This is a genomic window from Mycobacterium sp. 48b, assembly GCF_048282725.1.
Classification (GTDB): Bacteria; Actinomycetota; Actinomycetes; order Mycobacteriales; family Mycobacteriaceae; genus Mycobacterium.
Window position 1 is genome coordinate 376,964 of record NZ_JBLVUL010000001.1, and the last position, 24,111, is coordinate 401,074.

At 66.4% G+C, this 24,111-nt stretch carries 19 protein-coding genes; 10 read left to right on the forward strand and 9 right to left on the reverse strand.

All coding sequences use genetic code 11. The features are described 5' to 3' along the window. Window positions 1-24 precede the first annotated feature (24 nt). The 3 genes from ACNQR1_RS01795 to ACNQR1_RS01805 all read right to left on the reverse strand — a co-directional run bounded on the left by ACNQR1_RS01795 (window position 25) and on the right by ACNQR1_RS01805 (window position 3,020). Window positions 25-888 (reverse strand): ABC transporter permease, encoded by an 864-nt coding sequence (locus tag ACNQR1_RS01795; RefSeq protein WP_418043616.1) that lies wholly within the window; start codon window positions 886-888, stop codon window positions 25-27. Between the two features lie 148 nt (window positions 889-1,036). Then, window positions 1,037-1,651, reverse strand: coding sequence for a DUF3159 domain-containing protein (locus ACNQR1_RS01800; protein WP_418043618.1), 615 nt, complete (start codon window positions 1,649-1,651; stop codon window positions 1,037-1,039). A 55-nt stretch (window positions 1,652-1,706) separates the two neighbouring features. Next, window positions 1,707-3,020, reverse strand: a complete 1,314-nt coding sequence (locus tag ACNQR1_RS01805; RefSeq protein ID WP_418043619.1) for a cytochrome P450 — start codon at window positions 3,018-3,020, stop codon at window positions 1,707-1,709. Between the two features lie 123 nt (window positions 3,021-3,143). Between ACNQR1_RS01805 and ACNQR1_RS01810 the strand changes: the two genes are divergently transcribed. The 5 genes from ACNQR1_RS01810 (at window position 3,144) to ACNQR1_RS01830 (ending at window position 8,555) form a co-directional block, all read left to right on the forward strand. After that, the gene (locus ACNQR1_RS01810; protein ID WP_418043621.1) at window positions 3,144-3,806 is read left to right on the forward strand and encodes a helix-turn-helix domain-containing protein; all 663 of its coding nucleotides are present in this window, start codon (window positions 3,144-3,146) and stop codon (window positions 3,804-3,806) included. Next, window positions 3,803-4,819, forward strand: coding sequence for a magnesium transporter CorA family protein (locus ACNQR1_RS01815; RefSeq protein ID WP_418043623.1), 1,017 nt, complete (start codon window positions 3,803-3,805; stop codon window positions 4,817-4,819). Before ACNQR1_RS01810 ends, ACNQR1_RS01815 begins: the two co-directional genes overlap by 4 nt. A 248-nt stretch (window positions 4,820-5,067) precedes the next feature. Then, window positions 5,068-6,594 (forward strand): Re/Si-specific NAD(P)(+) transhydrogenase subunit alpha, encoded by a 1,527-nt coding sequence (locus ACNQR1_RS01820; RefSeq protein WP_418050239.1) that lies wholly within the window; start codon window positions 5,068-5,070, stop codon window positions 6,592-6,594. A gap of 34 nt (window positions 6,595-6,628) precedes the next feature. Then, window positions 6,629-8,068 carry a Re/Si-specific NAD(P)(+) transhydrogenase subunit beta gene (gene pntB / locus ACNQR1_RS01825; RefSeq protein ID WP_418043625.1) on the forward strand — a complete coding sequence of 480 codons (1,440 nt, stop codon included), beginning with the start codon at window positions 6,629-6,631 and terminating at the stop codon, window positions 8,066-8,068. Between the two features lie 103 nt (window positions 8,069-8,171). After that, window positions 8,172-8,555, forward strand: coding sequence for a RidA family protein (locus ACNQR1_RS01830; protein ID WP_418043627.1), 384 nt, complete (start codon window positions 8,172-8,174; stop codon window positions 8,553-8,555). A 72-nt stretch (window positions 8,556-8,627) separates the two neighbouring features. Here ACNQR1_RS01830 and ACNQR1_RS01835 read toward each other — a convergent pair whose 3' ends face one another. Both ACNQR1_RS01835 and ACNQR1_RS01840 read right to left on the reverse strand, forming a co-directional pair. Continuing rightward, a complete protein-coding gene (locus ACNQR1_RS01835; RefSeq protein ID WP_418043629.1) occupies window positions 8,628-11,417 on the reverse strand; it encodes an Ig-like domain-containing protein in 2,790 nt (929 codons plus the stop codon). A 216-nt stretch (window positions 11,418-11,633) separates the two neighbouring features. Next, window positions 11,634-14,447, reverse strand: coding sequence for an Ig-like domain-containing protein (locus ACNQR1_RS01840; RefSeq protein WP_418043631.1), 2,814 nt, complete (start codon window positions 14,445-14,447; stop codon window positions 11,634-11,636). A 121-nt stretch (window positions 14,448-14,568) separates the two neighbouring features. Between ACNQR1_RS01840 and ACNQR1_RS01845 the strand changes: the two genes are divergently transcribed. Together ACNQR1_RS01845 and ACNQR1_RS01850 are read left to right on the forward strand one after the other, a co-directional pair. Next, a complete protein-coding gene (locus ACNQR1_RS01845; protein ID WP_418043633.1) occupies window positions 14,569-15,729 on the forward strand; it encodes an ROK family protein in 1,161 nt (386 codons plus the stop codon). 114 nt (window positions 15,730-15,843) lie between these two features. Continuing rightward, on the forward strand, window positions 15,844-16,983 hold the full coding sequence (locus ACNQR1_RS01850) for an acyl-CoA dehydrogenase family protein (RefSeq protein WP_418043635.1): 1,140 nt from the start codon (window positions 15,844-15,846) through the stop codon (window positions 16,981-16,983). Here ACNQR1_RS01850 and ACNQR1_RS01855 read toward each other — a convergent pair. After that, on the reverse strand, window positions 16,958-17,872 hold the full coding sequence (locus tag ACNQR1_RS01855) for an alpha/beta fold hydrolase (protein WP_418043637.1): 915 nt from the start codon (window positions 17,870-17,872) through the stop codon (window positions 16,958-16,960). The two genes, ACNQR1_RS01850 and ACNQR1_RS01855, sit on opposite strands and share 26 nt — an antisense overlap. A gap of 92 nt (window positions 17,873-17,964) precedes the next feature. On the opposite strand from ACNQR1_RS01855, the gene ACNQR1_RS01860 reads away from it, so the two are divergent. Further along, window positions 17,965-19,584, forward strand: a complete 1,620-nt coding sequence (locus ACNQR1_RS01860) for an LCP family protein (RefSeq protein WP_418043639.1) — start codon at window positions 17,965-17,967, stop codon at window positions 19,582-19,584. Window positions 19,585-19,590: 6 nt separating this feature from the next. Here the strand turns inward: ACNQR1_RS01860 and ACNQR1_RS01865 are convergent, their stop codons facing one another. Both ACNQR1_RS01865 and ACNQR1_RS01870 read right to left on the reverse strand, forming a co-directional pair. Next, on the reverse strand, window positions 19,591-20,757 hold the full coding sequence (locus tag ACNQR1_RS01865; protein WP_418043641.1) for a sensor histidine kinase: 1,167 nt from the start codon (window positions 20,755-20,757) through the stop codon (window positions 19,591-19,593). Window position 20,758: 1 nt separating this feature from the next. After that, window positions 20,759-21,409: a response regulator gene (locus tag ACNQR1_RS01870; RefSeq protein ID WP_418043643.1), complete on the reverse strand. Its 651-nt coding sequence runs from the start codon at window positions 21,407-21,409 to the stop codon at window positions 20,759-20,761. 43 nt (window positions 21,410-21,452) lie between these two features. Between ACNQR1_RS01870 and ACNQR1_RS01875 the strand changes: the two genes are divergently transcribed. Next, complete coding sequence (locus ACNQR1_RS01875) at window positions 21,453-22,334, forward strand: LysR family transcriptional regulator (RefSeq protein WP_418043645.1); 882 nt, start codon at window positions 21,453-21,455, stop codon at window positions 22,332-22,334. Between the two features lie 46 nt (window positions 22,335-22,380). After that, window positions 22,381-23,640, forward strand: coding sequence for an MFS transporter (locus ACNQR1_RS01880; protein WP_418043647.1), 1,260 nt, complete (start codon window positions 22,381-22,383; stop codon window positions 23,638-23,640). On the opposite strand, the gene ACNQR1_RS01885 is transcribed toward ACNQR1_RS01880, so the two are convergent. Then, complete coding sequence (locus ACNQR1_RS01885; protein WP_418043649.1) at window positions 23,586-24,071, reverse strand: nuclear transport factor 2 family protein; 486 nt, start codon at window positions 24,069-24,071, stop codon at window positions 23,586-23,588. The genes ACNQR1_RS01880 and ACNQR1_RS01885 overlap by 55 nt on opposite strands. Window positions 24,072-24,111 lie beyond the last annotated feature (40 nt).

Here is a 24,111-nt window from a genome sequence, read left to right on the forward strand (position 1 = left end):
TCTCGGGAAACACCCGTGAGGACGTCAAATCTTTCCTCTCCAGGGGACGGCCCGTCGTTCGACGGCCCGCAAACCTCCGTCGATCACCAGACCCGAGATCCCGATGGCGAAGATCCCGACCAGCACGACCGGTGTGTTGTTGTAATTGCTTGCGTCCTTGACCAATCCGCCGATCCCGGGGATGCCGTTGAACAGTTCGGCGGCCACCACCGACGAGTACGCCATGCCCACCGCGAGCCGGATGCCGGTGAAGGTTTCCGGCAGCGCCGAGGGCACGACGACGTCGCGGATGACCTGTGCCCGCGACGCTCCCAGTGCCCGGGCCGCCTCCTGCAACCCGACGGGTGCCGCGACGACGGCCGCCGTTGTCGCCACCGCGGCCGGCGGCAGCGCGGCAAGGGCGAGCAGGGTGATCTTGGGCGCCTCGTCGATGCCTAGCCAGATCACCAGCAGGAAGAAGTAGGCCAGTGGCGGCAGCGCGCGCAGGAAGGTCAGCCAGGGCTCCAGCACGCTGCGCAGCCATCCCACCGAGCCCATCAGCAGACCCAGGAGGACGCCGGCCACCACGCCGATGACGACACCGGCAAGCACGCGGCGCAGCGTCATGTAGAGGTGCTCGTAGAGCAGGTATCCGGCGTAACCGCGGGCCCCGTCATGGGTGGTGGAGACGTCGATGAACGCGCGCCAGACCGTCGACGGGTTGGGCACGAACGTCTGATTCCAGATGCCGGCCCAGGCCACTGCCTGCCACACCGCGAAGAACACGACGACCGACAGCAGCGGCAGTGCTGATTTGGTGAGCAGGGCACGCCATCGGCCCGACGGCGCGGCAGGGCGTGGCGGAGCCGTTTCGGCCTCCGGGGGAACGATGTCGACGAACACAGACACTGTGGGCAGCTTTCTGTTGCTGAAGGCAGGGGGTGGCGATGGGCTTCAGCGACAACAGCAACCGGGCAGTGTTCCGTTCACCCGGGTATTGGTACCGGCGACCGCGGGTGCGGTGAAGGTCTGAAATCGAGGTGAGTTTATTTGCCGCTCAGGTTGCCGAGCGTGGCAGCGCCCGGATGGCATACCGGGCACTGAGCAGCACCAGCGTTGTGGTCACGACGAACAACGGCCAGCCCATCGCCAGCCGAGCCACCGCGAGCAGGCCGTCCTGACCCGTGTCGTAGAGGTAGTTCTGCACCAGGAACCGCGACCAGGACACGGTCGCCAAGATCGCGGTGACGATGTTGAAGACCAGCCGCACCCCGGGGACCTGGCGCCAGGTGTTGTCGCGACCGGTGGCCCACGCCCAGATGACGCCGACGAGCGGACGCCGAACCAGGATCGAGGCGGTCATCACGATGGCGGAGGCCAGCGACATCCAGATGCCCGGCAGGTAGAAGTCCTTGGCCTGACCGGTGACCAGGGCCAGTAGTGCGCAGGCCGCCACCCCGACGAATCCCCACAGCGCGGGCCGGACCGATTCGCGGCGCAGCAGCTGCCAGCCGAGCACCACGGCCGCCGTCACCAGTGCGGCGATGATCGCGGGCACCCGCCCCGAGAGCGCCGAGACCGTCGCGTACACGGTTACCGGGAGCGCCGAATAGACCATGCCGCTGACACCGCCGACACGCGCCATCAGTCCGTCGAGTGGGGAATCCGTCATGGGAGTGTGGGCCTCGCGTTCAAGATCTGGCAGGTCCCCACCGAGAGTACCGAGCTCAGCAGACCAGACCGGCCGGCTCGGTGCGCCTGGTCCCCAGCAGGGCAGGCAGCTCCACATATCCGTGCAGATTGACCAGCCCCCGTGGGCGGGGAGTCTCGGTCAGCCGCAGGTCGGGATAGGCCTCGAACAGCGCCCGCAGGGCGGTGGCCCCTTCGATTCGGGCCAGCGCCGCACCCAGGCAGACATGGATGCCCGAGGCGAACGCCAGATGGTCGCGGACGTTGGAGCGGGTGATGTCGAACCGCGTCGGATCGCGGAACACCCGCGGGTCCCGGTTGGCACCGCCCATCAACACCGCGACCATGGTTCCGGCCGACAGGCGCTGCCCGGCGATCTCGACGTCCTGCTGTGCCGTGCGCGCGGTCATCTGCACCGGGCTTTCGATACGCAGGATCTCTTCCACCGCGGCGGGCCACAGGTCCGGATTGTCACGCAGCAGGGCGAGTTGATCGGGGTGTTGCTGCAACAGCACGATCCCGTTCCCGATGAGGTTGACGGTGGTCTCGAATCCAGCACCGATGAGAAGCGCTGCGTTGGCGGAGAGTTCGTGGTCGGTGAGCGTGTGGTCGGCGGCCATCTTGGTGAACGGGTTGTCCTCCGCGGCCCCGGCGCGGACCTTGTCGAAGTGGTCGGCGAGGAATCCGCCGAGTCCACGCATGCCGTCGATGCCACGGCGGTAGGTCCGCCAGGGGATCCCGACATCGAGCAGCGGCGCCCCGTCATGACCCCAGTCCAGTAGTTGCGCATGGGATTCGCCGGACAGGCCGAGGATCTCGGCGATCATGGCAACCGGAAGTACGGCGGCGAAGTCCGCGATCAGATCGGGTCGGGGGGCTCCGGCGAGCCGTTCGACGAGTTCCGCAGTCACCTCGGCCACCCTGGCGTCGAGCTTGTCGATCGCACGCGGGGTGAAACTCTGCGCGACCAGCTGCCGGTACTGCGTGTGCGCGGGCGGGTCGACGATGACCATCGCGGGCGGCTCCACCGGATTGGCCACTTTCGGATCGGTCAGGTCCAGCACCTGCTGGACCGGTTTGGGCATTCCCATCCCGGTGGGTGCGGTGACGCCGAATCGCTTGTCCCGCAGAATTTCCCGAGCAACCTCGTGGTCCACGGTCACCCAGACGAACGGGGTTTTCACCAGTGGCCCGCGGCGACGGATCTGCTCCATCAGCGGATACGGGTCGATGCCCTTGCCGTGGCTGGAGATCAGCGCACCCATCGGATTACCCACCCGGCCCTGAAACGACATGAACGCCTTCGGTACGGCATGCAGCGCCATCCAGCGGGTCCACAATCCGATGCTCATAACGCCCTCCCTCGTCGGCCCGGACAACTACCGTGAGACTCTGAGACAGAGAGACGATCTTTGTCTCTCTAGTCTCGATGGTTAGGCTACGGCCATCAGGACGCACGGGCAAGGAGGGATTTCGTGACTTCCACGCGAACAGCGGACTTCGTGCGGCGACTCGCCGAACCGGATCCCGCGGTACTGGCGCGTGTGCGCGACCCTGACGAGATCACCGCGCGCATCTTGAGCGCGACGCTGGAACAAGCCGAGCTGGTCGGCATTCGGCGCACCACCATGGAAGACGTCGCGCGGCGCAGCGGCGTCGGGCGGGCAACGCTGTACCGGCGCTTCCCCACCAAGGACGTGTTGATCGACGCGGTGGTGCTCTCCGAGGCACGGCGTTATCTCGACGGCAGTGCGCAAGCCCGGGCACACGCCGAAACCCTGGAAGACCGCATGGTCTACGAAACCGTCTTCACGGTGACGTTCCTGCGCGAGCATGCGCTGCTCAAAAAACTCCTACGCACCGAACCCGAGACGATCCTGCCCAGCCTCACCGTCGACGGGGGCGCCATCATCGATTTCGCGACCGAGTACTCCGTCGCGCACCTGCGCACCGATCTCTACGGGACCACCGAAACGACCCCGGCGCAGGAACGTCACCTCCGCACGGTCGCCGAGCTGCACACCCGACTTACGTTGTCGTTCATCGTCACTCCGCATAGCGGCATCAAACTGACCAGCCTGGAAGACACCCGCGACTACGTGCGCACCTACCTGCTGCCGATGGTGGCCGCTTCATGAGACAGGTGCAGGGCCGGGTCTGGCGCGCCGGTCAGCCGGTCGATGGCGGCTTCAGGTTCTCGGACATCTCGGAGTGCCTGGCCGACGAGGACACCTTGGTATGGGCCGACATCTACGACCCCGACCACGAGGCACTGCGTGAGTTGGCCACCGAGCTCGGACTCAACATGTGGGCCGTCGAGGACGCCGTCGCACCCAAGGAACGCACGAAAACCTCGGTGTACCAGACACATACATTCTTCACCGTGTACGCCGTCGACACCCGGGAGCCTACGGCGGACGCGACGCCCGACACGTCCCTGTTGATCAAACATCGCATCTCGGCATTCGTCCTGCCGCGAGGCCTGATCACCGTCCGGCTACCCAGCTTCAACGGAGAGGCCACCGAGTTCGACATCAGCGAGGTGTCGCGGCGCTTCGATGACCTCGGTGGACAGCGGTACGGCGTCGGGTCGCTGGTCCATGCGCTGCTCGACGTCGTGGTCGACGGGCATTTCGAGGCCGTCGAGGCGCTCGACGATGCCATCGAAGGACTCGAGGACGAGCTGTTCGCCGACGGTGGCCCGCATCGCGGCCTCCAGCGTCGCACGTTCCAGCTGCGCAAGGACCTGGTCGATCTGCGCCGGGTGGTGCTGCCCATGCGTGAGGTGGTCAGCACGATCCAGCACCGACGGTTGGACTCGTCCACCTCGCCAGACCTCGACCCGCTTTACGCCGACCTCTACGACCACGTGCTGCGGGCCTCGGAGTGGACCGAATCCCTGCGCGACATGGTCACCACAGTGTTCGAGACCAACCTGTCCCTGCAGGATGCCCGGCTCAACACGGTGATGAAGAAACTCAGCGGCTGGGCCGCCATCATCGCGGTGCCGACCGCCATCACGGGCTTCTACGGCCAGAACGTCATGTACCCCGGGATCAACACCGTGGTCGGGTTCATCGCCAGCAGCATTTTGATCGTTGTGCTCGTGATCCTGCTGTATCTGATGTTCAAACGCCGGGACTGGCTGTAGACCACAGCTACAACCTCACCGTCATCCGCAGTCCAACCGGTGCCAACCCGGAAGAATCCGTTTTCCCGCGCTGACCGTGGTGTTCGTCATATCGCTGGACGTGATGTTCAAGCGCCACGGCTGGTGGTAACGATTCAGTAGGGAATCCTGCGGTAATCGCACTGCTTATCCGCCGAGGGGGACGCACGAGGCCCAGCACACAAATGGGAGACTCTTCGGTGTCCAACCAACAGATCGGACCGGAGTCGATGAACATCGGGATACCGCTCGAGTCCCTACCTGGGGAAACGCGCGTCGCTGCCACACCGCAAACCGTCGGGCAGATTATCAAGCTCGGCTACACAGTAGTCGTGGAGTCCGGCGCGGGCGCAGCCTCGAGCTTCTCCGATGCCGCCTACGTAGACGCCGGTGCCGAGATCGGCACGCCATGGGATGCCGACGTCGTGCTGAAGGTCAACGCACCTGATGATGCCGAGATCGACAAGCTGCGTGACGGAGCGACGCTGGTGAGCCTGATCTCACCCGCGCTCAAGCCCGAACTGGTCGAGAAGCTCTCCACCCGCCCGATCACGGTGCTGGCGATGGACGCGGTGCCGCGTATCTCGCGGGCCCAGTCGCTGGACGTGTTGTCGTCGATGGCCAACATCGCCGGCTACCGCGCCGTCGTCGAGGCGGCCCACGCCTTCGGCCGGTTCTTCACCGGCCAGGTGACTGCCGCCGGCAAGGTGCCCCCGGCCAAGGTCCTCGTGGTGGGCGCCGGTGTCGCCGGCCTGGCCGCGATCGGTGCCGCAGGCAGCCTGGGCGCCATCGTGCGGGCCACCGACCCGCGCCCCGAGGTGGCCGATCAGGTCGCCTCGCTCGGCGGCGAGTACCTGTCCGTGGCCAACGAGGCCGCCGAGGTGTCGGCCACCGGCTACGCCAAGGAGATGGATGACGACTACAAGGCCCGCGAGGCGGCGCTGTACGCCGAGCAGTGCAAGGACGTCGACATCATCGTCACGACCGCGCTGATCCCGGGTCGGCCCGCGCCGCGCATCATCACCGCCGAGATGGTCGCCTCGATGAAGTCGGGCAGCGTGATCGTCGACATGGCCGCGGCCAACGGCGGCAACGTCGAAGGCACCGTCAAGGACCAGGCGATCGTCACCGACAACGGCGTAACGATCATCGGCTACACCGACCTGGCCGGCCGCCTGCCCGCCCAGGCCTCCCAGCTGTACGGCACCAACCTGGTGAACCTGCTCAAGCTGCTGACCCCGGAGAAGGACGGCAAGGTCGTCCTCGATTGGGACGACGTGGTGCAGCGGTCGATGACCGTCGTGCGCGACGGCGAGACCACCTGGCCCCCGCCGCCGGTGCAGGTTTCCGCCGCGCCGGCCGCCCAGCCGGCCGCGGCCGCCCCGGTGGTCAAGGAAGAGAAGAAGCCGATGTCGACCGGGCGCCGCCTGGGCGTCACGTTCGCCGCCGCGGCCGCCGTGTTCGCGCTGATCGCTCTCTCACCGGCAGCGTTGCAGGTGCACCTGACCGTGTTCGCGCTGGCGATCGTGATCGGCTACTACGTGATCGGCAATGTGCACCATGCGCTGCACACGCCGCTGATGTCGGTGACCAACGCGATCTCGGGAATCATCGTGGTGGGTGCCCTGCTGCAGATCGGCCACGGCGACATCGCCATCACTTCGTTGGCCTTCGTCGCCATCTTGCTGGCCAGTATCAACGTTTTCGGCGGCTTCGCGGTGACGCGTCGCATGCTCGCGATGTTCTCCCGCAGCTGACGGTCCTACCCACAGAAACTTTGGAACGGATTCCATGTTCACCCTAGAAAACGTTGCCTCGGCGGCCTACGTCGTCGCGGCACTGCTGTTCATCCTCGCGCTGGCCGGCCTCTCCAAGCACGAGACATCACGGGCCGGAAACACCTTCGGCATGACCGGCATGGCCATCGCCCTCATCGCGACCATCGCCCTGGCCTTCGACCGCAAGATCGAGCCACTGGGCCTGGCCCTGCTGATCGGCGCCATGATCGTCGGCGCCGCGATCGGCCTGTGGCGCGCCAAGGTCGTCGAGATGACCGGCATGCCCGAACTGATCGCGCTGCTGCACAGCTTCGTCGGTCTGGCCGCCGTGCTGGTCGGTTGGAACGGCTACCTGCACGTCGAGAACAACCTCGGCGGCGAGGAAGCCGTGAAGCTGGTCGGCGAGAAGATGCTCGGCATCCACTCGGCAGAGGTCTTCATCGGCGTCTTCATCGGTGCGGTCACCTTCACCGGTTCGATCGTGGCCAACCTCAAGCTGTCGGCCCGCATGAAGTCCGCGCCGCTGATGCTGCCCGGCAAGAACTTCCTCAACGTCGGCGCGCTGGTCGTCTTCGCCGCACTGACCGTGTGGTTCGTCATCGAACCGCACCTGTGGCTGCTCATCGTCGTGACCGCTCTCGCGCTGCTGCTCGGTTGGCACCTGGTCGCCTCGATCGGCGGCGGCGACATGCCCGTCGTGGTGTCGATGCTCAACAGCTACTCGGGCTGGGCCGCAGCGGCTTCGGGCTTCCTGCTCGGCAACGACCTGCTGATCATCACCGGCGCCCTCGTCGGCTCCTCCGGTGCCTACCTGTCCTACATCATGTGCAAGGCCATGAACCGGTCGTTCATCTCGGTGATCGCCGGCGGCTTCGGCATCGAGGCCGGGCCCGCCGAGGACAAGGACTACGGCGAGCACCGCGAGATCAACGCCGAGGGTGCGGCCGAGCTGCTCGCCCACGCCGACTCGGTCATCATCACGCCCGGCTACGGCATGGCCGTGGCCCAGGCCCAGTACGGTGTGGCCGACCTGACCCGCAAGCTGCGTGAGCGCGGCGTCAACGTCCGCTTCGGCATCCACCCCGTCGCCGGCCGCCTGCCCGGCCACATGAACGTGCTGCTGGCCGAGGCCAAGGTGCCCTACGACATCGTGCTCGAGATGGACGAGATCAACGACGACTTCGACGGCACCTCCGTCGTGCTCGTGATCGGCGCCAACGACACCGTCAACCCGGCCGCCGCCGAAGATCCGGGCAGCCCGATCGCCGGCATGCCGGTGCTCACGGTGTGGAACGCCGACCACGTCATCGTGTTCAAGCGGTCCATGGCCTCGGGCTACGCCGGTGTGCAGAACCCGCTGTTCTTCCGGGAGAACACCCAGATGCTGTTCGGCGACGCACGCGACCGCGTCAACGACATCCTCGCGGCGCTGCCCGTGGCGGAACACGTCTAGTTCCTCTGCCCAGCAGACACGGAAGTCCCCTATTTCTTCGGAAATGGGGGACTTTCGCGCACCCCGAGTACTTCGCGCAGCTGCGCCGAATCAGGAGCCAGGCATGAAAATAGTTGTCCCGCAGTGGATGCAGCCGATGTGCGACACCCACCATTTCGCGCCGGCGGTGGTCGACGGCGATCACCTGCGCTGTTCGGGGATGATCGGCATCCGGCCCGACATGAGCGTGGCCGAGGAGCCCAGGGAACAGTTCAGCCAGGCCTTCGAGAACCTGCTTGGGTTGCTCGCCGAGGCGGGCCTGACCTTCGCCGACGTCACCGACATCACCAGCTACCACGTCGGCCTGCAACAGCACGTGCAGGTGTTCGGTGAGGTCAAGGACGAGTTCGTGGCGGCGCCGTACCCGGCGTGGACCGCTGTCGGTGTCACCGAGCTGGCGATACCGGGCGCGCTGGTCGAGATCCAGATCATCGCGCGGATGCGTTGAACGCCAACCGCTCCGACGCGCTCACCGTGAGTGGGCGGGCCGGAGCGGTTAGGTTGCTGAGCTATCCAGCGGCTACATGTTGTCCCTGTCCTCGTCGATCCTGTCCTGGTCGTTGACGCTCTGCACGTCGCCGTCGAGGTCAGAGGTGATGTGGCCGGTCATCGTCCGCTGAAGCTTGTTGATGGTGGCATCGGCGTCGAGGTAGCCGGTGTGCGTGCCCGTGACGGTGATGTCGGCGACATAGTGGATGTTGGACTGGCTGGCGGTGGTGTCCGTCGATTCGGTGCCGTTGAGGATCATCCCCTCTTCGTTGACGTAATCGGTGTAGGTGACGGTGCGGACGATGTGACCCGTCGTCGAATCGGTGGTCTCGGTGACCACCGCGGTACCGCCACCGGCGCCGGCATACGTTCCGGTCGGCGGCAACGGCGCCGTGCTGGGCACGTACGTCTTGAGTTCGGGGGCCCACGTCGGATCCGGGGTGGTCCGATCACCCTGCACCGGGCCGACGCTGGTGGTGTAGTTCAGCTTGGCGATGACCAACCGGGTGTCTGTCGCATCAGCCCCGCTGGCCTCCCAGAATGCCACCGCATCTCCGGTGCTGTTCCAGCTCGCCATGCTGCGTGCGGTGTATCCGTCGCCGTCGACGAATACCGGAATCCCGTTCTCGCCCTTGAGGTCATCCTCGATGGCGATGACCCATTCCTGGTTGGTGATGTTTGTCGAATCCCCGGTTCCCCGGTACTTCTCGTACACCGCCCCTTGGATGTCCGCCGGCAGGAACGCCGGCCGCACAATCCGCGACATCGGCGTCAGCGCGTCATACCCACGCGTGCTGCCTACCGCGATCCACTGTCCATTGGGCGACATGTCGATGTCTTCGTCGTAATCGAGGTTGCCGGTCAGCCGGGTCACCTCGCCGGTCTCCAGGTCGACCACGATGTCATCGACATTGCCCGCTTCGTAGCGACCGCCGAGGATGATCACGCCCTTGCCATCGGGGGTCCACTGCTTGCCCTCGCCGACGGGGTACACCACGCGGGCATCGGCGATTTCATAGCCCGCGTCCGTTCGCTCCAACCGCCCCACCACCGGCACCGCCGTGATGAGACCCGTCGAAGTCATCTGGATCTGACTGAACAACACATGCGTGCCGTCCGGCGAGATTCTCATCTCACGTTGCGGATCGATGGCACGTGCACCGGAAGGTGGCGTGATGACGGGAACCAGCTGTTTGCCGTCCGCGGTCTCCTCGTAGACGACATAGGAGTTCGGGCTCGTCGTGACCTGGATCATCAGCCGCCCCGAACCGTCCTGGAACGGAACGACTCTCGACAAGCCTGCGGTGACCTCCGTGGACACCCCGCAGGTGATGCACTCGACGTTCGAGCCGTCGACGCTGATCCGGTAGATCTCCTGGCGACCGCCCTCAGCAGGGGTGGCCCCGAAGTAGATGGACTGACCGTCCTCGGAGAAGCGTGGCGTGTTCGGGTTGGTGATGCCGTCGGGCAGGTCCAGGATCACGCGTTCCACGGTCGGGTTGAGCACCGTGATGTCGACGTCCTTTTGAGCCGTGCGCGGCTTGAACAGGCTCAGCATGTTGATTCTATTACCGTCGGTGACCGATACGGTGAACGAATCCATCTGCGCCGCATCGTAATCAATGTCATTCGGGGTGTAGGTGAACTCCCCCGTTTCCTGATCGATGGTCACCGTCCCATACTTCGGCTGCTCGGTCACCGTGTAGGTCAACTCGTCACCCTCGGCGTCGGTCACACCGATATTGCCGGTCACGGTCTGGCCCGTCTGCACCGTTGTGGTCGGGCTGCTGACCACGGGCGCCTGGTTGAACGCGTTACGCCGCACCCACGCCAGTGCCGCCCACATCAGCGGCGTGAACGGTTCCGGCGAATCCGGAGCCGGGGCGAGGAACGGATTGAGCACCGTGGTGACGATCCCGTTGAGGACACCGAGCACGCCTTCGGCCGGGTTGTCGGCCTGCACTGCAGGGGTGGCAATCGCGCCGGCCTTGGCACGCACATCGCCCGCGGCAGAGGCGATTACAGACTCGGCGCCCTTCGTCGTCGCAGTCAGTCCCGCATCGCTGATCTTCTCGGTCACCCGATCGCTGATCGTGCCGGTGACCTGCTCGACCCGGTCGGTGACCTCCTTGGCTATCGCCAGTGACCGCTCGAGGGTGGCGCTGAGCTTCACCGGCCCGACCGGCACGGCGGTTTTCGAATCGGCATCGGCCACGGCATCCACCGCCCGCGGCGACGCGACGTCGGGTAGCGAGACTTCCGGGAGCGAGAGCGTCGGCAGTGACAACTCCGGCTGCTCCTTGCCGTCATTGTGGGTCAGCACGCTCTCGCGCACCTTGTCCGGTATCGAGGACAACGACTCCAGGTGCTCATCGATCGCTCCGGCAAGGCCCTCCGACCGGACCCGCTCCTTCTGCGCCCCGCCGCTGCTGCTGACCGTCACCCCTGGCGCCAGCTCCTTGGTCGATGACGTCTTGCCCGACCGCTTCGGCTTGGGCGACTTCTTGGCCCAGCCCTTGCCGGGACCGTCCGCCGATATTCCGCTCTTGCCCGGCGAGCTCCCGGCCGGCGCCCCGGCAGATGCCGGCCCGGTCGAGGTCTCACCGGAAGCCGAGCTCGTGGAGGTCGACGTCGACGAGTCCGGGGAGGATGTCCCAGTCGGGTCGGCCGCGGCGACGCCGTATCCGGAGGCGAGCGCGGCGACCAGCCACCCCGTTACCACGATGCCGCTGTAGGCACCGATACGCCCGGTGGCCTGAAGTGTCCGGCGAGATGGAGGGGCGGTGAATTGCGGGTTGAAGAGCGGATTGACAACAGTCATGGCGTGGCTCCAGTTGCCCTGTGGGCAGGTTTAATTGGATTGACGAATTTAATAACAGCACGTTTTGTGGCGACCGGAAGCCGATTGACAGAATTGGGTAGATCTCAGATGGAACGGCGTAACCCGGGCCGAATCCGTTGCACGCCAACCACTCCGACACAGATCGTGAGTGGATCCGGGTCGGAGTGGTCGACTTCGAGAATTCGGCGTTGGCCGCTACACGTTCTGCTGGGCGTCCTCGATCGCATCCTGATCCAGGATGCTCTGCACATCGCCGTCCACATCAGAGGTGATGTAGCCGCTGTAGGTCTGCCGGTTGGTGATGGTGGCATCGCCCTTGAGGTAGCCGGTGTGCGTTCCGGTCACGGTGATGTCGGCGGTGTAGTGGATGTACAGCTGATTGGCAGTCGAATCAGTCGACTCGGTGCCGTTGAGGACCATTCCGTCCTCGTTGACGTAATCGCTGTAGGTGACTGTGCGGATCGTGTGTCCCGGGTTCGTCTGGTCCGCGGCCTCACTCACCACAGCGGTGCCCCCACCCGCGCCGGCGTAGGTACCGGTCGGTGGAAGCTCCGGTGCGCTGGGAACGTACGTGCTCAGCTTGGGCAGTGTGGACGACATTTCCGGAGTCGAGTTGTCTCCCTCGAGTGGGCCGACGCTCGTTGTGTACTTCAGGTTGGCGATGATCAACCGCGTATCCGTCGGGTCGTCCTTGCTCTGTTCCCAGAACGCGACCGCGCTGCCGTCCGGATTCCATCCGGGCATGCTCTGACCGGCGTATCCGTCACCTTCGACAATCAACGGCAACCCGGCTTCACGCTCCAGCTCGTCGTCGATCGCGACTACCCAAGCCTGGTTGGACACATTGACCGGGGATGCGTAGGCGTTGTAGACCGGCCCCACGATGTAGGCAGGCAGGAATGCCGGTCGCTGTATCCGCGACATGGGCGTCAGTGCATCGAGGCCGCGCGTACTTCCGGTGACGATCCACTGCTCGTTCGGCGATTCGAAAACGTTCTCCTCGTAGTCGAGACCGGCTGTCTCGCGGGTGATGTTCCCGGTAGCGAGATCGACCTTGATGGCGTCGACATTGCCCGCGTCGTACTGGCCGCCCATGATGATCACGCTCTTGCCGTCGGGTGTCCAAGACTTGCCCTCACCATAGGGCGCGACCACGCGAGCATCCTCGATCTCATACCCGGCCTCTGTGCGGACGAGCTTGCCGACCACCGGCACGATCGCGACGTAACCGTTGGTGCCCATCTCGAGTCGGCTGAACAACACGTGGGTGCCGTCCGGCGAGATCTTCATCTCACGCTGCCTGTCGACGACGTACGTCGGGCTGTCCGGCGTGGTGAGCGGCACCAGCTCCCGTCCGTTGACACCGTCCTCCAGGACCGCATACGTGTACGACCCCGTACTCGACGTAACGCGGATCAGCACCCGGCCCGAGCCGTCTTCGAAAGGCAACGGTTTCTGTAGATCGTCGGTAACGGTCGTCGTGACACCACAGGTGAGGCACTCCAGCCCGGTGCCGTCGATGTTCATCTGGTAGATCTCGTCGCGACCACCGGCCGTGGGTGTCCCCCCGAAGTAGATCGACTGACCGTCTTCAGAGAACCGCGGTCGGGTCGGGTTGCTGATGCTGTCGGGCAGGTCCAGGATCACGCGCTCCACCTCGGGACTGAGCACCGTGACGTCAATGTCCTTCTGGGCCGTACGCGGTTTGAACAGGCTCAACAAGTTGATCTTGTCGCCGTCGGTAACCGATACGGTGAACGTATCCGTCTGCGCCGCAACATAATCGATATCGTTCGGGGTGTAGGTGAACTCGCCGGTCTCCTGATCGATGGTCACCGTGCCGTACTTCGGCTGCTCGGTCACCGTGTAGGTCAGCTCATCACCTTCGGCATCAGTGGCACCCACGTTGCCGGTGACGGTCTGACCCGTCTGGACCGTCGTCACCGGGTCAGAAGGCACCGTCGGCGCCTGGTTGAACGCGTTACGCCGCACCCACGCCAGTGCCGCCCACATGATCGGCGTGAACGGTTCCGGCGAATCCGGAGCCGGCGCGAGGAACGGGTTGAGCACCGTGGTGACGATCCCGTTCAACACACCGAGTACGCCTTCGACGGGAGCCGCAGCCTCGACCGGTACGGCGGCCGCCGTGACCGTCGCCTTCGCAGTGGTCCGCAGATCGGCCGCGACAGAATCGAATAACTGCTCGTCCGCGGTCGTCAGCGCGCCTGGAGCGGCGATCTGTCCCTCGAGCCTGTCGGCGAGCTTCCTGGTGACCTGCTCCACCCGCCCGACCGACTGCTCAAAGGCGGCGCCGATACCCACCGAATCTGCCGCAGCCAGGGGCGCCTTGGTATCGGACACCGCCTCTGATGCGCGCGGCGACGCGACCTCGGGCAACCGCAGGTCGGGCAGGGACGATGCCGGCTTCTGGATTCCGTCCGACAAGTGGGCAATCGTCGACTTCACCTTGTCGGGAATTGACGCCAGCCCGTCCAACTGCGCGTCGATCGCCTCCGCGAGGCCAGCTGGCTTATCCGTTTTCTGTTGTGGTGCAGGGCCTTCGACATCTATTTGGGTCGGTGCGTTCCGCACACCGCCACTGCTGCTGACCGTCACGCCGGGCGCCAACTCCCTGGTCGACGAGGTCTTGCCCGACCGCTTCGGCTTGACCGGCTTCTTGACCAAACCCTTGCCAGGACCGTCGGCCGATGATCCGCCCTTACCCGCCGCCGAACTGTCGCCCCGGGTCCCGGTGGAGGTGCCACCGGGCGACGTACCCGCCGGACTCGAGGTGGACGACTCCGACGAGGACGCCCCGGTCGGGTCGGCTGCAGCGACGCCGTATCCGGAGACGACCGCTGCGACCAGCCACCCCGTTACCACGATGCCGCTGTAGGCACCGATACGGCCGGTAGTTTGAAGTATCCGGCGAGATGCGGTCGGGCCTGCCGGAGCGCCCGAATGAGGGGAGGTGAACTGCGGATTGATGAGCGGATTGACAGCAGTCATGGCGCGGCTCCGATGCCCTAGGCCGATTTAATTTATGTGACGAACTTAATAGCAGCATATCGTTGAGACCGTCAAGGAGGTTCTGCTGAAACGGTCAGAATCGGCGCGGCAGGAAAAGCAGGTGTTGCACCTGTTGCATCGCCAACGCGTCGTCCACCTGCTTCGGACCGAGGGCCCACTGGCCCGGGCCGACTTGGCCGATCGGCTCGGACTGAGCCGTCCCTCGATCACCGCAATAGTCGGCGAGTTGATCGACGACGGGACCCTTATCGAACTGGATGCCCGCATCGAAGGTCCGGGCTACCGTGGCCGCCCGCGCAAACTACTGGGCTGCAACCCACAGGCAAGACGGGTACTCGGCATCTGGATCGACGAACGTCGGGCGCGTATCGCCCTGGCCGACGCCACCGGCAACATCTCGCGCGAGGACGAGACACCTACAGCCGGCCGCACCCCCGCTTCGGTGATCCGCTCGATCACTCGAATCGGCAAGCAGATGATCGAGGAAGCCGAAGACAGTTCAGTCGCCGCCGCCGGCGTCTGCCTCCCCGGGTTCGTCGACAGTACAACGGGTTTCGTCGTTGAATCGAAAGCGCTCGGCTGGTCCGAGGTGGAGTTGGGCAAGCCGATCTCACACGCGCTGGGTGTACCGACCGCCGTCCAGGACACCACCCAAGCCATGACGCTGGCCGAGACGATTGCGGGCCAAGCCAGAGAGGTGCGTTCGGCCGTACTGCTCAATTGCGGTGGGCACGTCAATGTGGGTCTCGTCATCGGCGGACGTCCGTATGCGGGGGCAAGCGGTGTAGCCGGCGCGATCGGACACATGCCTGTCGCCGGCAGCCAAGCGAAATGCGCATGCGGGCGGATCGGTTGCGTCAACGCCGGAATGTCCCTGCACGCCATGCAATCGGTTGCACCGCACACCGAGGGGATGGCACTCAGGGAGATCGACCTCGAGGCGGTGGCGCAGGAGACAGCACGAAACCCGCACTCCCAGAAGATCATCAGCGATGTCATCGACCAGATCGCCCGCACCGCAATCCTGATCGAAGCAGTGCTCGATCCGGAGATTCTCATCCTGTCCGGGCTCATCACCGAGTTCGAACAACTCATCGTCGCCCTCGAAGCGCGCATCGAGGAGATCCGCCCACCCGAGCGACGCGGACGGACCACCACCGTGCGTTCGCAGATTGGGCGTGATTACCGGGTCGCGGTCATCGTGGCGCTGCAACAGCTCGACCCCGACATCGCCGGAATGTTGCACACCCCAACCGGGTGACATCCCTCGTGCCCGAGCAGCCCCGCAAGCGGGAGGCCCTCAGCCGAGATTCCCCGAATTGCCCAGAACGGGCCGCCTTCACGTCTGCTCGCGGGAAAACTAGGATGTGCAAGTATGCCTGTTGACCGCCTGCTCCCCTCCGATGAGGCGCGCGAACTCATCGAGCTCACCCGCGACATCGCCGACAAGGTGCTCGATCCGATCGTCGATGCGCATGAGAAGGCCGAGACCTACCCCGAGGGCGTCTTCGCCCAGCTCGGCGCAGCGGGGCTGCTCAGCCTGCCCCAGCCCGAGGAGTGGGGCGGCGCAGGCCAGCCCTACGAGGTCTACCTGCAGGTTCTGGAAGAGATCGCGGCGCGGTGGGCCGCGGTCGGGGTCGCGGTCAGCGTGCACAGCCTGTCGTCGCACCCACTGCTCGCTTACGGCACCGACGAGCAGAAGAAACGCTGGCTGCCCGGCATGCTCTCGGGAGATCAGATCGGCGCCTACAGCCTGTCCGAACCGCAGGCCGGATCCGACGCCGCCGCACTGAACTGCAAGGCCACCCGCGACGGCGACGCCTACGTCCTCAACGGTTCCAAGGCCTGGATCACCCACGGCGGCAAGGCCGACTTCTACACGCTGTTCGCGCGCACCGGCGAGGGTTCTAAGGGGATCTCCTGCTTCCTGGTCCCCGCCGGTCTCGACGGGCTGAGCTTCGGCAAGCCCGAGGAGAAGATGGGCCTGCACGCGGTGCCCACCACCTCGGCCTTCTACGACAATGCCCGCCTGGACGCCGACCGGCTGATCGGGCAAGAGGGACAAGGCCTTTCGATCGCCTTCTCCGCGCTGGACTCCGGCCGGCTCGGCATCGCCGCCGTCGCGGTCGGTATCGCCCAGGCCGCCCTCGACGAGGCGGTCCGCTACGCCAACGAACGAACCACGTTCGGCCGCAAGATCGCTGACCACCAGGGGCTCGGGTTCCTGCTGGCCGACATGGCCGCCGCAGTGGTGAGCGCGCGGGCCACCTATCTCGATGCAGCCCGCCGCCGTGATCTCGGCCTGCCGTACTCGACCCAGGCCAGCGTTGCCAAGCTGATCGCCACCGACGCCGCGATGAAGGTCACCACCGACGCCGTGCAGGTGTTCGGCGGCGTCGGCTACACCCGTGACTTCCGAGTCGAGCGCTACATGCGCGAAGCCAAGATCACCCAGATCTTCGAGGGCACCAACCAGATTCAGCGCCTGGTCATCTCGCGGGGGCTGGGGTCCTGACGAACGGCGTCACCGCCGCCAGGAACTGATCGGGCTGCTCGACCATCGGCGTGTGCCCGGAGCCCTTGATCACCACGGGTGCCAGTCCGGCCTTCGTGTAACGCTCGACGTTGGGGGCCGTCGGGGTCAGCACGTCCTGGTCTCCCCACAGCACCAGCACCGGCTTGTGCAGTGCGGCAAGCGTTTCCACGACCGGGTGCGGCCCTTCGGTGGAGTCGCACACCCCGGCGTAGGTGAGGCGCTCCAACGAGCGGTGCGCGTAGTCGGGCACCGGGTAGTCCGCGGCGAATCCGGTCTGCAAGGAGCTCTCGGTGATGGCATCCACGGTCCGGAACCGGTCCAGCGCCGGACCGATCACCGGCCAGCACACCATCTTTCCGAGCAACGGCATGCTGACCAGGTCGTCGGCGCCCGGGGTGTCGGAGACCACGACGCGGTCCACCAGGTCCGGATACTGCCGGGCCACCTCGGCCGACACCGCGCCGCCCATCGAGTGCCCGACCAGTACCGCGTGACGCACCCCGAGCGCCACGAGCGCATTGCGCACCGCCTTCGCCTGCTCGGCCGATTGATACGCGGTGCCGTTGCTGGGTGCTTCCGAGCCGCCGTGGCCGACCAGATCGATCGCGATCACCCGCTGATCGCGGGCCAGCTGCGGGGCAACCCGCTCCCACCATTCGATCGAGGACGAATACCCGTGCAGCAACACCACGGCGCGCTCCCCCGGCGGCCCGTACTCACGCACGTTGAGATCAGGACCGTCCAGTTCCAGCACGTGCCCACCGGCGAAAGGCTCGGCCTTTCGCTCCTCCTTGGTGACGATCAGTTCATTCACCAGCAACGCGACGACGGCCAGCAGGAGCACACTCACGGCGATGCGCAATTTCACGCTGTGCACGCTAATGCCGAGACGCCTGCGATGACCAGCTGTTTTCCCCGGTGGGCGGAGTCTCAGCGAACGGCCCCATAATGACAGGTGCCATGAACGAACCCACCCATGCCGCGAGCACCGCCCGGCACCGCATGCCGCGCCGTGGCGTGGCGGTTGCCCGCCGGGTATCGGTCGGCCTGGTGGCGGCGACGGTGCTGGCCGGAACCGGTGCCGGGTGGGTCTCCTACCACGGCGCGCTGGACGGCATCACCACGTCCAACGCACTCGAAGGCGGCCCGGTCTCGTCCGGGGACACCGAGAACATCCTCATCATGGGGCTGGACAGCCGGCTGGATCAGCACGGCAACCCGCTGCCCCAGGACGTCTACGAAGCACTGCACGCCGGCGACGAGACGGTCGGCGGCTACAACGCCAACGTGCTGATCGTGGTGCACCTGCCGGGCAACGGGGGCCCGGCGACGGCGTTCTCCATCCCCCGCGACGACTACGTCGAGCTCGCCGGCTGCGACGTCGACCCGTGCAAGGGCAAGGTCAAGCAGGCCTATGGGTGGGCCTATCAGCGCGAGATGGAGACGCTGGAGTCCTCGTCCGAGGATTCCTCGACGAATGAGCAGCAGGCCCGTGAGGCCGGTCGCAGGGCCCAGATCGCCACGGTGCGCAACCTGCTCGGGATCCCCATCGACCATTTCGTCGAGGTCACTCTCGGTGCGTTCTTCCAGATCGCCAAGGCTGTGGCGCCGATCACCGTGTGCCTCAACGCCGACACTGCGGATCCGTACTCCGGCGCGGACTTCCACCAGGGCGTACAGCAGATCGACGCCGCGCAGGCGATGGCGTTCGTGCGTCAGCGCCGCGACATCAACGACGAGAACTTCACCGACCTCGACCGCACCCGACGCCAACAGGCCTTCATCGCCGCACTGGTATCGGCCCTGGGCAAGAGCGGCGCCCTGTCCAGTCCCACCATGCTGCGCGATCTGCTCAACGTCACCAAGCAGAACGTCGCACTGGATTCCGGGTTCGACCTGGCCAGCTTCGCCAGCCGGGCCTCGGCACTGACCGGTGCGCCGCCCACCCTCTACACGCTGCCCATCAAGGAGTTCGGCCAGAACTCGCTGGGCGAGGACATCAACATCGTCGACATCCCCACGATCCGGGCCATCGTGCGTGACCTGGTCGCCGAACCCGGCGGCTCCACCGGCGCCCCCGCCGCACCCGCCCATGTCCTCCAAGGCCACGGCGCGGTGCTCGACGTGGTCAACGCCTCCACCTACTCCGGACTGGCTGCACAGCTCGAAACCACGTTCTCCGCAAACGGATTCACCCCGGGCCAGATCGGCGACGCGGAATCTCTGGCCGCCGTCACCACGATCGACTACGGGACCGGCGCCGAGGCCGGCGCCCAGTCGCTTGCCGACGAGCTGAAGGTGATCGCCACGCCGTCGTCCGCGGTGAGCCCCGGGACGGTACAGCTGACGCTGGGTACCGACTTCCCCGGCAAGGACTATTTGAGCGGATCGGACGACTCCTCCTGGGCGACTTCCTCGGACGGATCGGATTCGACGTGGGACTCCAGCAGCGAGACGACGGAGGAAACCACCGCCAGTACGCCGGTGACCACCGTGGCCGCCACCGCATCGGGCACCAAGTCCGCGGCACCGACCGATCTGAGCCAGATGAAGGTCTCCGGCGTTCCCTGCGTGAAATAGCTGCGGCTAGAGGGTCACCCGGACCTGAGTGCCGTATCCGGCCTCCGAACTGATCGCCATCGAACCGCCCATGGCCTCGATACGGACCTGCAGGGAGGCCAGACCGATGTGGCCCTCGGCGACGGACTGCGCCACCGTCGTCGGGTCGAACCCCTTGCCGTCGTCGGCCACGGTCAGCACGACGCCGTCCCCCGACCGGAAGAGGCCGACCGAGATCGTGCTCGCACCCGCGTGCTTGTTGATGTTGGCCAGCAGCTCACGGGCCGCGCGGTACAGCAGGGCCTGACCTTCGGGGTGCCCTACGTCCTGCAGATCCGCGCGCACCGTGATGTCAGGCCGAGTGTCGTACTGGCGCAACAGCTCCTGCACAGCCGGGGTGAGCCCCAGCTGCGCCAGCACCTGCGGATGCAGCGCGGTCACCGTGGAGCGCAGTCCGACCGCCGTCTCCTGCAGGGCCGCATGCACCCGGTCCAGCCCCGGGTCCGGGATGCGTTCGCGGATCTCGTCGAGCTCCAGGCGCGCGGCGAGCAGGATCTGCAGCGGGCCGTCGTGAAGGTGTTCGGCCAGTTCGGCGTTGCGCAGGTCGTCGGCCCGGGTCGACTCCGACACCAGCTGGCGCCGCACCTCCATCAGGGTCTGCACCCGCGCCGAGCGACGCGCCAGCACGAAGGACAACGCCGCCGACGCAACCGCCAGCCACGCGAGAAATCCCACGTGCATGTACACGATGTCGGGCAGTCCGACATTGTCGTCGCGCTCGGAATACAGGATCCACACCGCGAGGTAGCCCAGTGCGGTGCTGCCACCGAGCACCGCGGTCAGCCACGGACGGTCCTGGAACGCAACGGATATGGGCAGCAGGAAGAACACCGGCAGCAGCGCCGCGGTGGCACCGCCCGACACCGCGCACAGCGTGACGAGCACCAGCACGTCGACCGCCGTGGACGCCCACTCCGCCCACGGCGGCATGGGCCCGCGGAACACCACGACCAGCCACAGCACGGCCACGGCGGTGTACACGCTCAGGATCACGGCGTACAGGACCGGCAACCAATGGTCGACATCCCAGACCGAGACCAGCACGACGATCAGGCCGATCAGCGGCAGCCGCAGCAGCGCCGAGACCCGGACCGGTTGAGTGGTGAAGAACTCGACGACGCGCCCGCTGGCCATGTCAGTCCAGCAGCCGGCGGCGCATCGCCTCCGCGACTGCCGCGCCCCGGTCACTCACGCCCAGCTTCTCGTACAGACGTTGCACATGCGTCTTCACCGTCGACGGGGCCAGGAACAACTCCTTGGCCATCGCCGGGATGGACCGGCCCTTGGCGATCAGGTCGAGCACCTCGCGTTCACGCGGGCTGAGCGCCGGGACATCGGGTTCGTTGCGGCGACGGATCTCACCGGCCAGCCCGGCCGCCAGATTCGGATCGAGCACGTCACGCCCCTTGGCGCACGACAGCACGGCGTTCACCAGTTCGCTGCGGGTCGACTCCTTGGACAGGAAACCTGCTGCCCCCTGCTGCAACGCGGTGTAGACGATCGCCGACTCATCGTGCGCAGAGACCAGCAGCACCCGGGTGGGGAGTTCGTCACGGCTCACCGCGGCGGCCACCTGTGCCCCGTCGAGCTGTGGCATCCGGAAATCGAGCAGCGCCACCTGTGGCTGATGGGTTCTGATCAATTCCAGTGCGTCGGCGCCATTGTCGGCTTCCGCCACCACGTCGATCTCGCCGCTGGAGGTCAAGGCGCGCACCACGCCTTCGCGGAACATCGGGTGGTCATCGCCCACCACCACCCGCACCTTTTCGGCCATGCGCCACAGCATGGCACAGCGCGGGTCGGTGATCAGCGCGTTTAGAGTCGGCAGTATGCATCTGGACGAGCTGCAGTGGTTCGTGGTGCTGGCCGAGACCGAGCATGTCACCGACGCCGCGGCCGAACTCGGCATCAGCCAGCCCACCCTATCGCGCGCGCTGGCCCGGGTCGAGGAGCAGGTGGGGGTGCCGCTGTTCGATCGGGTCAACCGCCGCCTTCGGCTCAATGCCTACGGTCGCATCCTGTTGGAGCACGCCCGCCGCGGTATCAGCGAAATCCGCTCGGCCACAGAGCGAATCGCTGAGTTGCGCGATCCCGACACCGGGACGGTACGGTTGGCCTTCCTGCATTCGCAGGCCGGCTGGTTCGTACCTGATCTGCTGCGACGGTTCCGCGCCGAGGCCCCGTCGGTGCGCTTCGAGCTGTTCCAGGGTGCGGCCCACCAGATCGTCGAACGCCTGGCCAACGGCGAGGCCGACCTGGCGATCACCTCGCCGCGTCCGGAGGGCTTCCGCTGGCGCGGGCTCTACATGGAGCGGTTGTGCCTGGCCGTACCCCGCGAGCATCGGTTCGCCCGACGGTCGCGGATCCGGCTGGCCGACGCCGGGGCCGAACCTTTCGTGGCGCTGGCGCCCGACTTCGGGTTGCGCCAGCTCACCGATGAATTGTGGGCCGAGGCCGGGATCTCGCCGCCGGTGGTGTTCGAGGCCATGGAGATCCCGACGATGGAAGGGCTGGTGGCGGCGGGGTTCGGGGTCGCCGTGGTGCCGGTGCCGCGTCCCGAACGGGCTGAGCCGGGTGCCGCGTACATCCCGCTGTCGGAGAGTTCGGCCAAGCGCCAGATCGGCCTGACCTGGTACGCGGACCGCCAGCTGCCGCCCGCCGCGGCGCGCTTGGCTGAGTTTGTCATGCATAATGTGCATGAGCATGAGTAATCTCATGCATTGGACACATCTTTGCCGGCGCCCTACCGTCGTCTGAGTGTCCGCCTCCCTGACCTCCGTTGACTGGCAGGGGCATTCACGTGGCTCGAGCGAGTACCGGCGCCTGCTGGCAGCATTGTTCTGCGCCGGCGTCGCCACCTTTGCGCAGCTGTATTCGCCCCAGGCCGTCCTTCCGCTGATCGCCCGCGACATGGGCACCGGCGCCGCGCATGCCGCGTTGACGATTTCGGCCGCCACCGTCGGCCTCGCACTGGGCGTGATCCCATGGTCCGCCCTGGCCGACCGGATCGGCCGGGTCCAGGCGATGACGATATCCATCACTGCGGCAACGGTTCTCGGGCTGGTAGTGCCGTTGGCGCCGACCGCCCCGCTGCTGCTGTCGGGCCGGCTCCTGGAAGGGCTGATGCTGGGCGGTGTGCCCGCCGTGGCCATCGCCTACCTCACCGAGGAGATCGAGGCCGGGCACGCCGCCCGGGCCGCGGGCACCTACGTCGCGGGCACCACGATCGGCGGGCTGGCGGGCCGCCTGGTCACCGGGCCCGTCGCCGAGTTCGCCGGATGGCGCGTCGGCGTGCTGGTGGTCGCGGTGCTGTGCGGCCTGTCGGCGTTCGCGTTCGTCAAACTCGCCCCACCCGCACGCGGGTTCACCCCGGCCCGCACCCACGACCTGGTCCGGCGACTGGCCGAGAACCTGCGCTCCCCGCGACAGCTGGTGCTCTACAGCCAGGGCTTCCTGCTGATGGGCGGGTTCGTGGCGATGTACAACTTCCTCGGCTTCCGGCTGATGGCCGCACCGTTCGGTCTCCCGCAGACAGTGGTCAGCCTGGTGTTCCTGGCCTACCTGTCGGGCACCTGGGCGTCGGCCCGGGCCGGCGCCGAGGCCACCAGGTTCGGCCGCAAGACCGTGCTGCTCGGCTCGATCGCCACGATGATCGCCGGCGTCGCGATCACCCTGGCCGGCAACGTCATCGTGGTGCTGATCGGGCTGGTGATCGCCACCGCCGGGTTCTTCGGCGCGCACGCGATCGCCTCGGGCTGGGTCGGCGCAGCCGCCGGTCATGGCAAGGCGCAGGCGTCCTCGCTGTACAACCTCTTCTACTACGCGGGGTCCAGCGTCATCGGCTGGGCCGGCGGGCTGGCGTTCGACGCCGCGGGGTGGCAGGCCGTGGCAGGCACCGTGATGGGCCTGGCGGTGCTGGCCGGGGTGTTGGCCTGCACGCTTAGCACCACCCACCAGCGCGGCTACCAGAGCTCGATGTCGCGGCCGTACTCCGATTCCGGGCGCGGACCGAAGTAGCGCCGCTGCGACTCCTCGATCGGGACGTCGTTGATGCTGGCCTCACGCCGGGCCATCAGCCCCTCGGGCGTGAACTGCCACAGCTCGTTTCCGTAGCTGCGGTACCACTGGCCTTGCGCGTCATGCCATTCGTACTGGAACCGCACAGCTATCCGGTCCTCGCTGAAAGACCAGAGCCCCTTCCGTAATACGTAATCCAGCTCGCGCTCCCATTTGGCCGTCAGGAACTCCACGATCTGCTCGCGCCCGACGATGTGTAGGTCGCGATTGCGCCACTGCGAGTCCGGCGTATAGGCCAGGCTGACCCGCTCCGGGTCGCGGGTGTTCCAGGCATCCTCGGCGGCTTGAACCTTCTGAAGGGCTGTTTCCAGAGTGAAGGGCGGGACAGGCGGACGACTTTCGGGCGGGACGGGGGGCGGCGTTCCAGACATGCCACCTTTCTACCTGTCTAACCATGTGGCTATCGTGGCT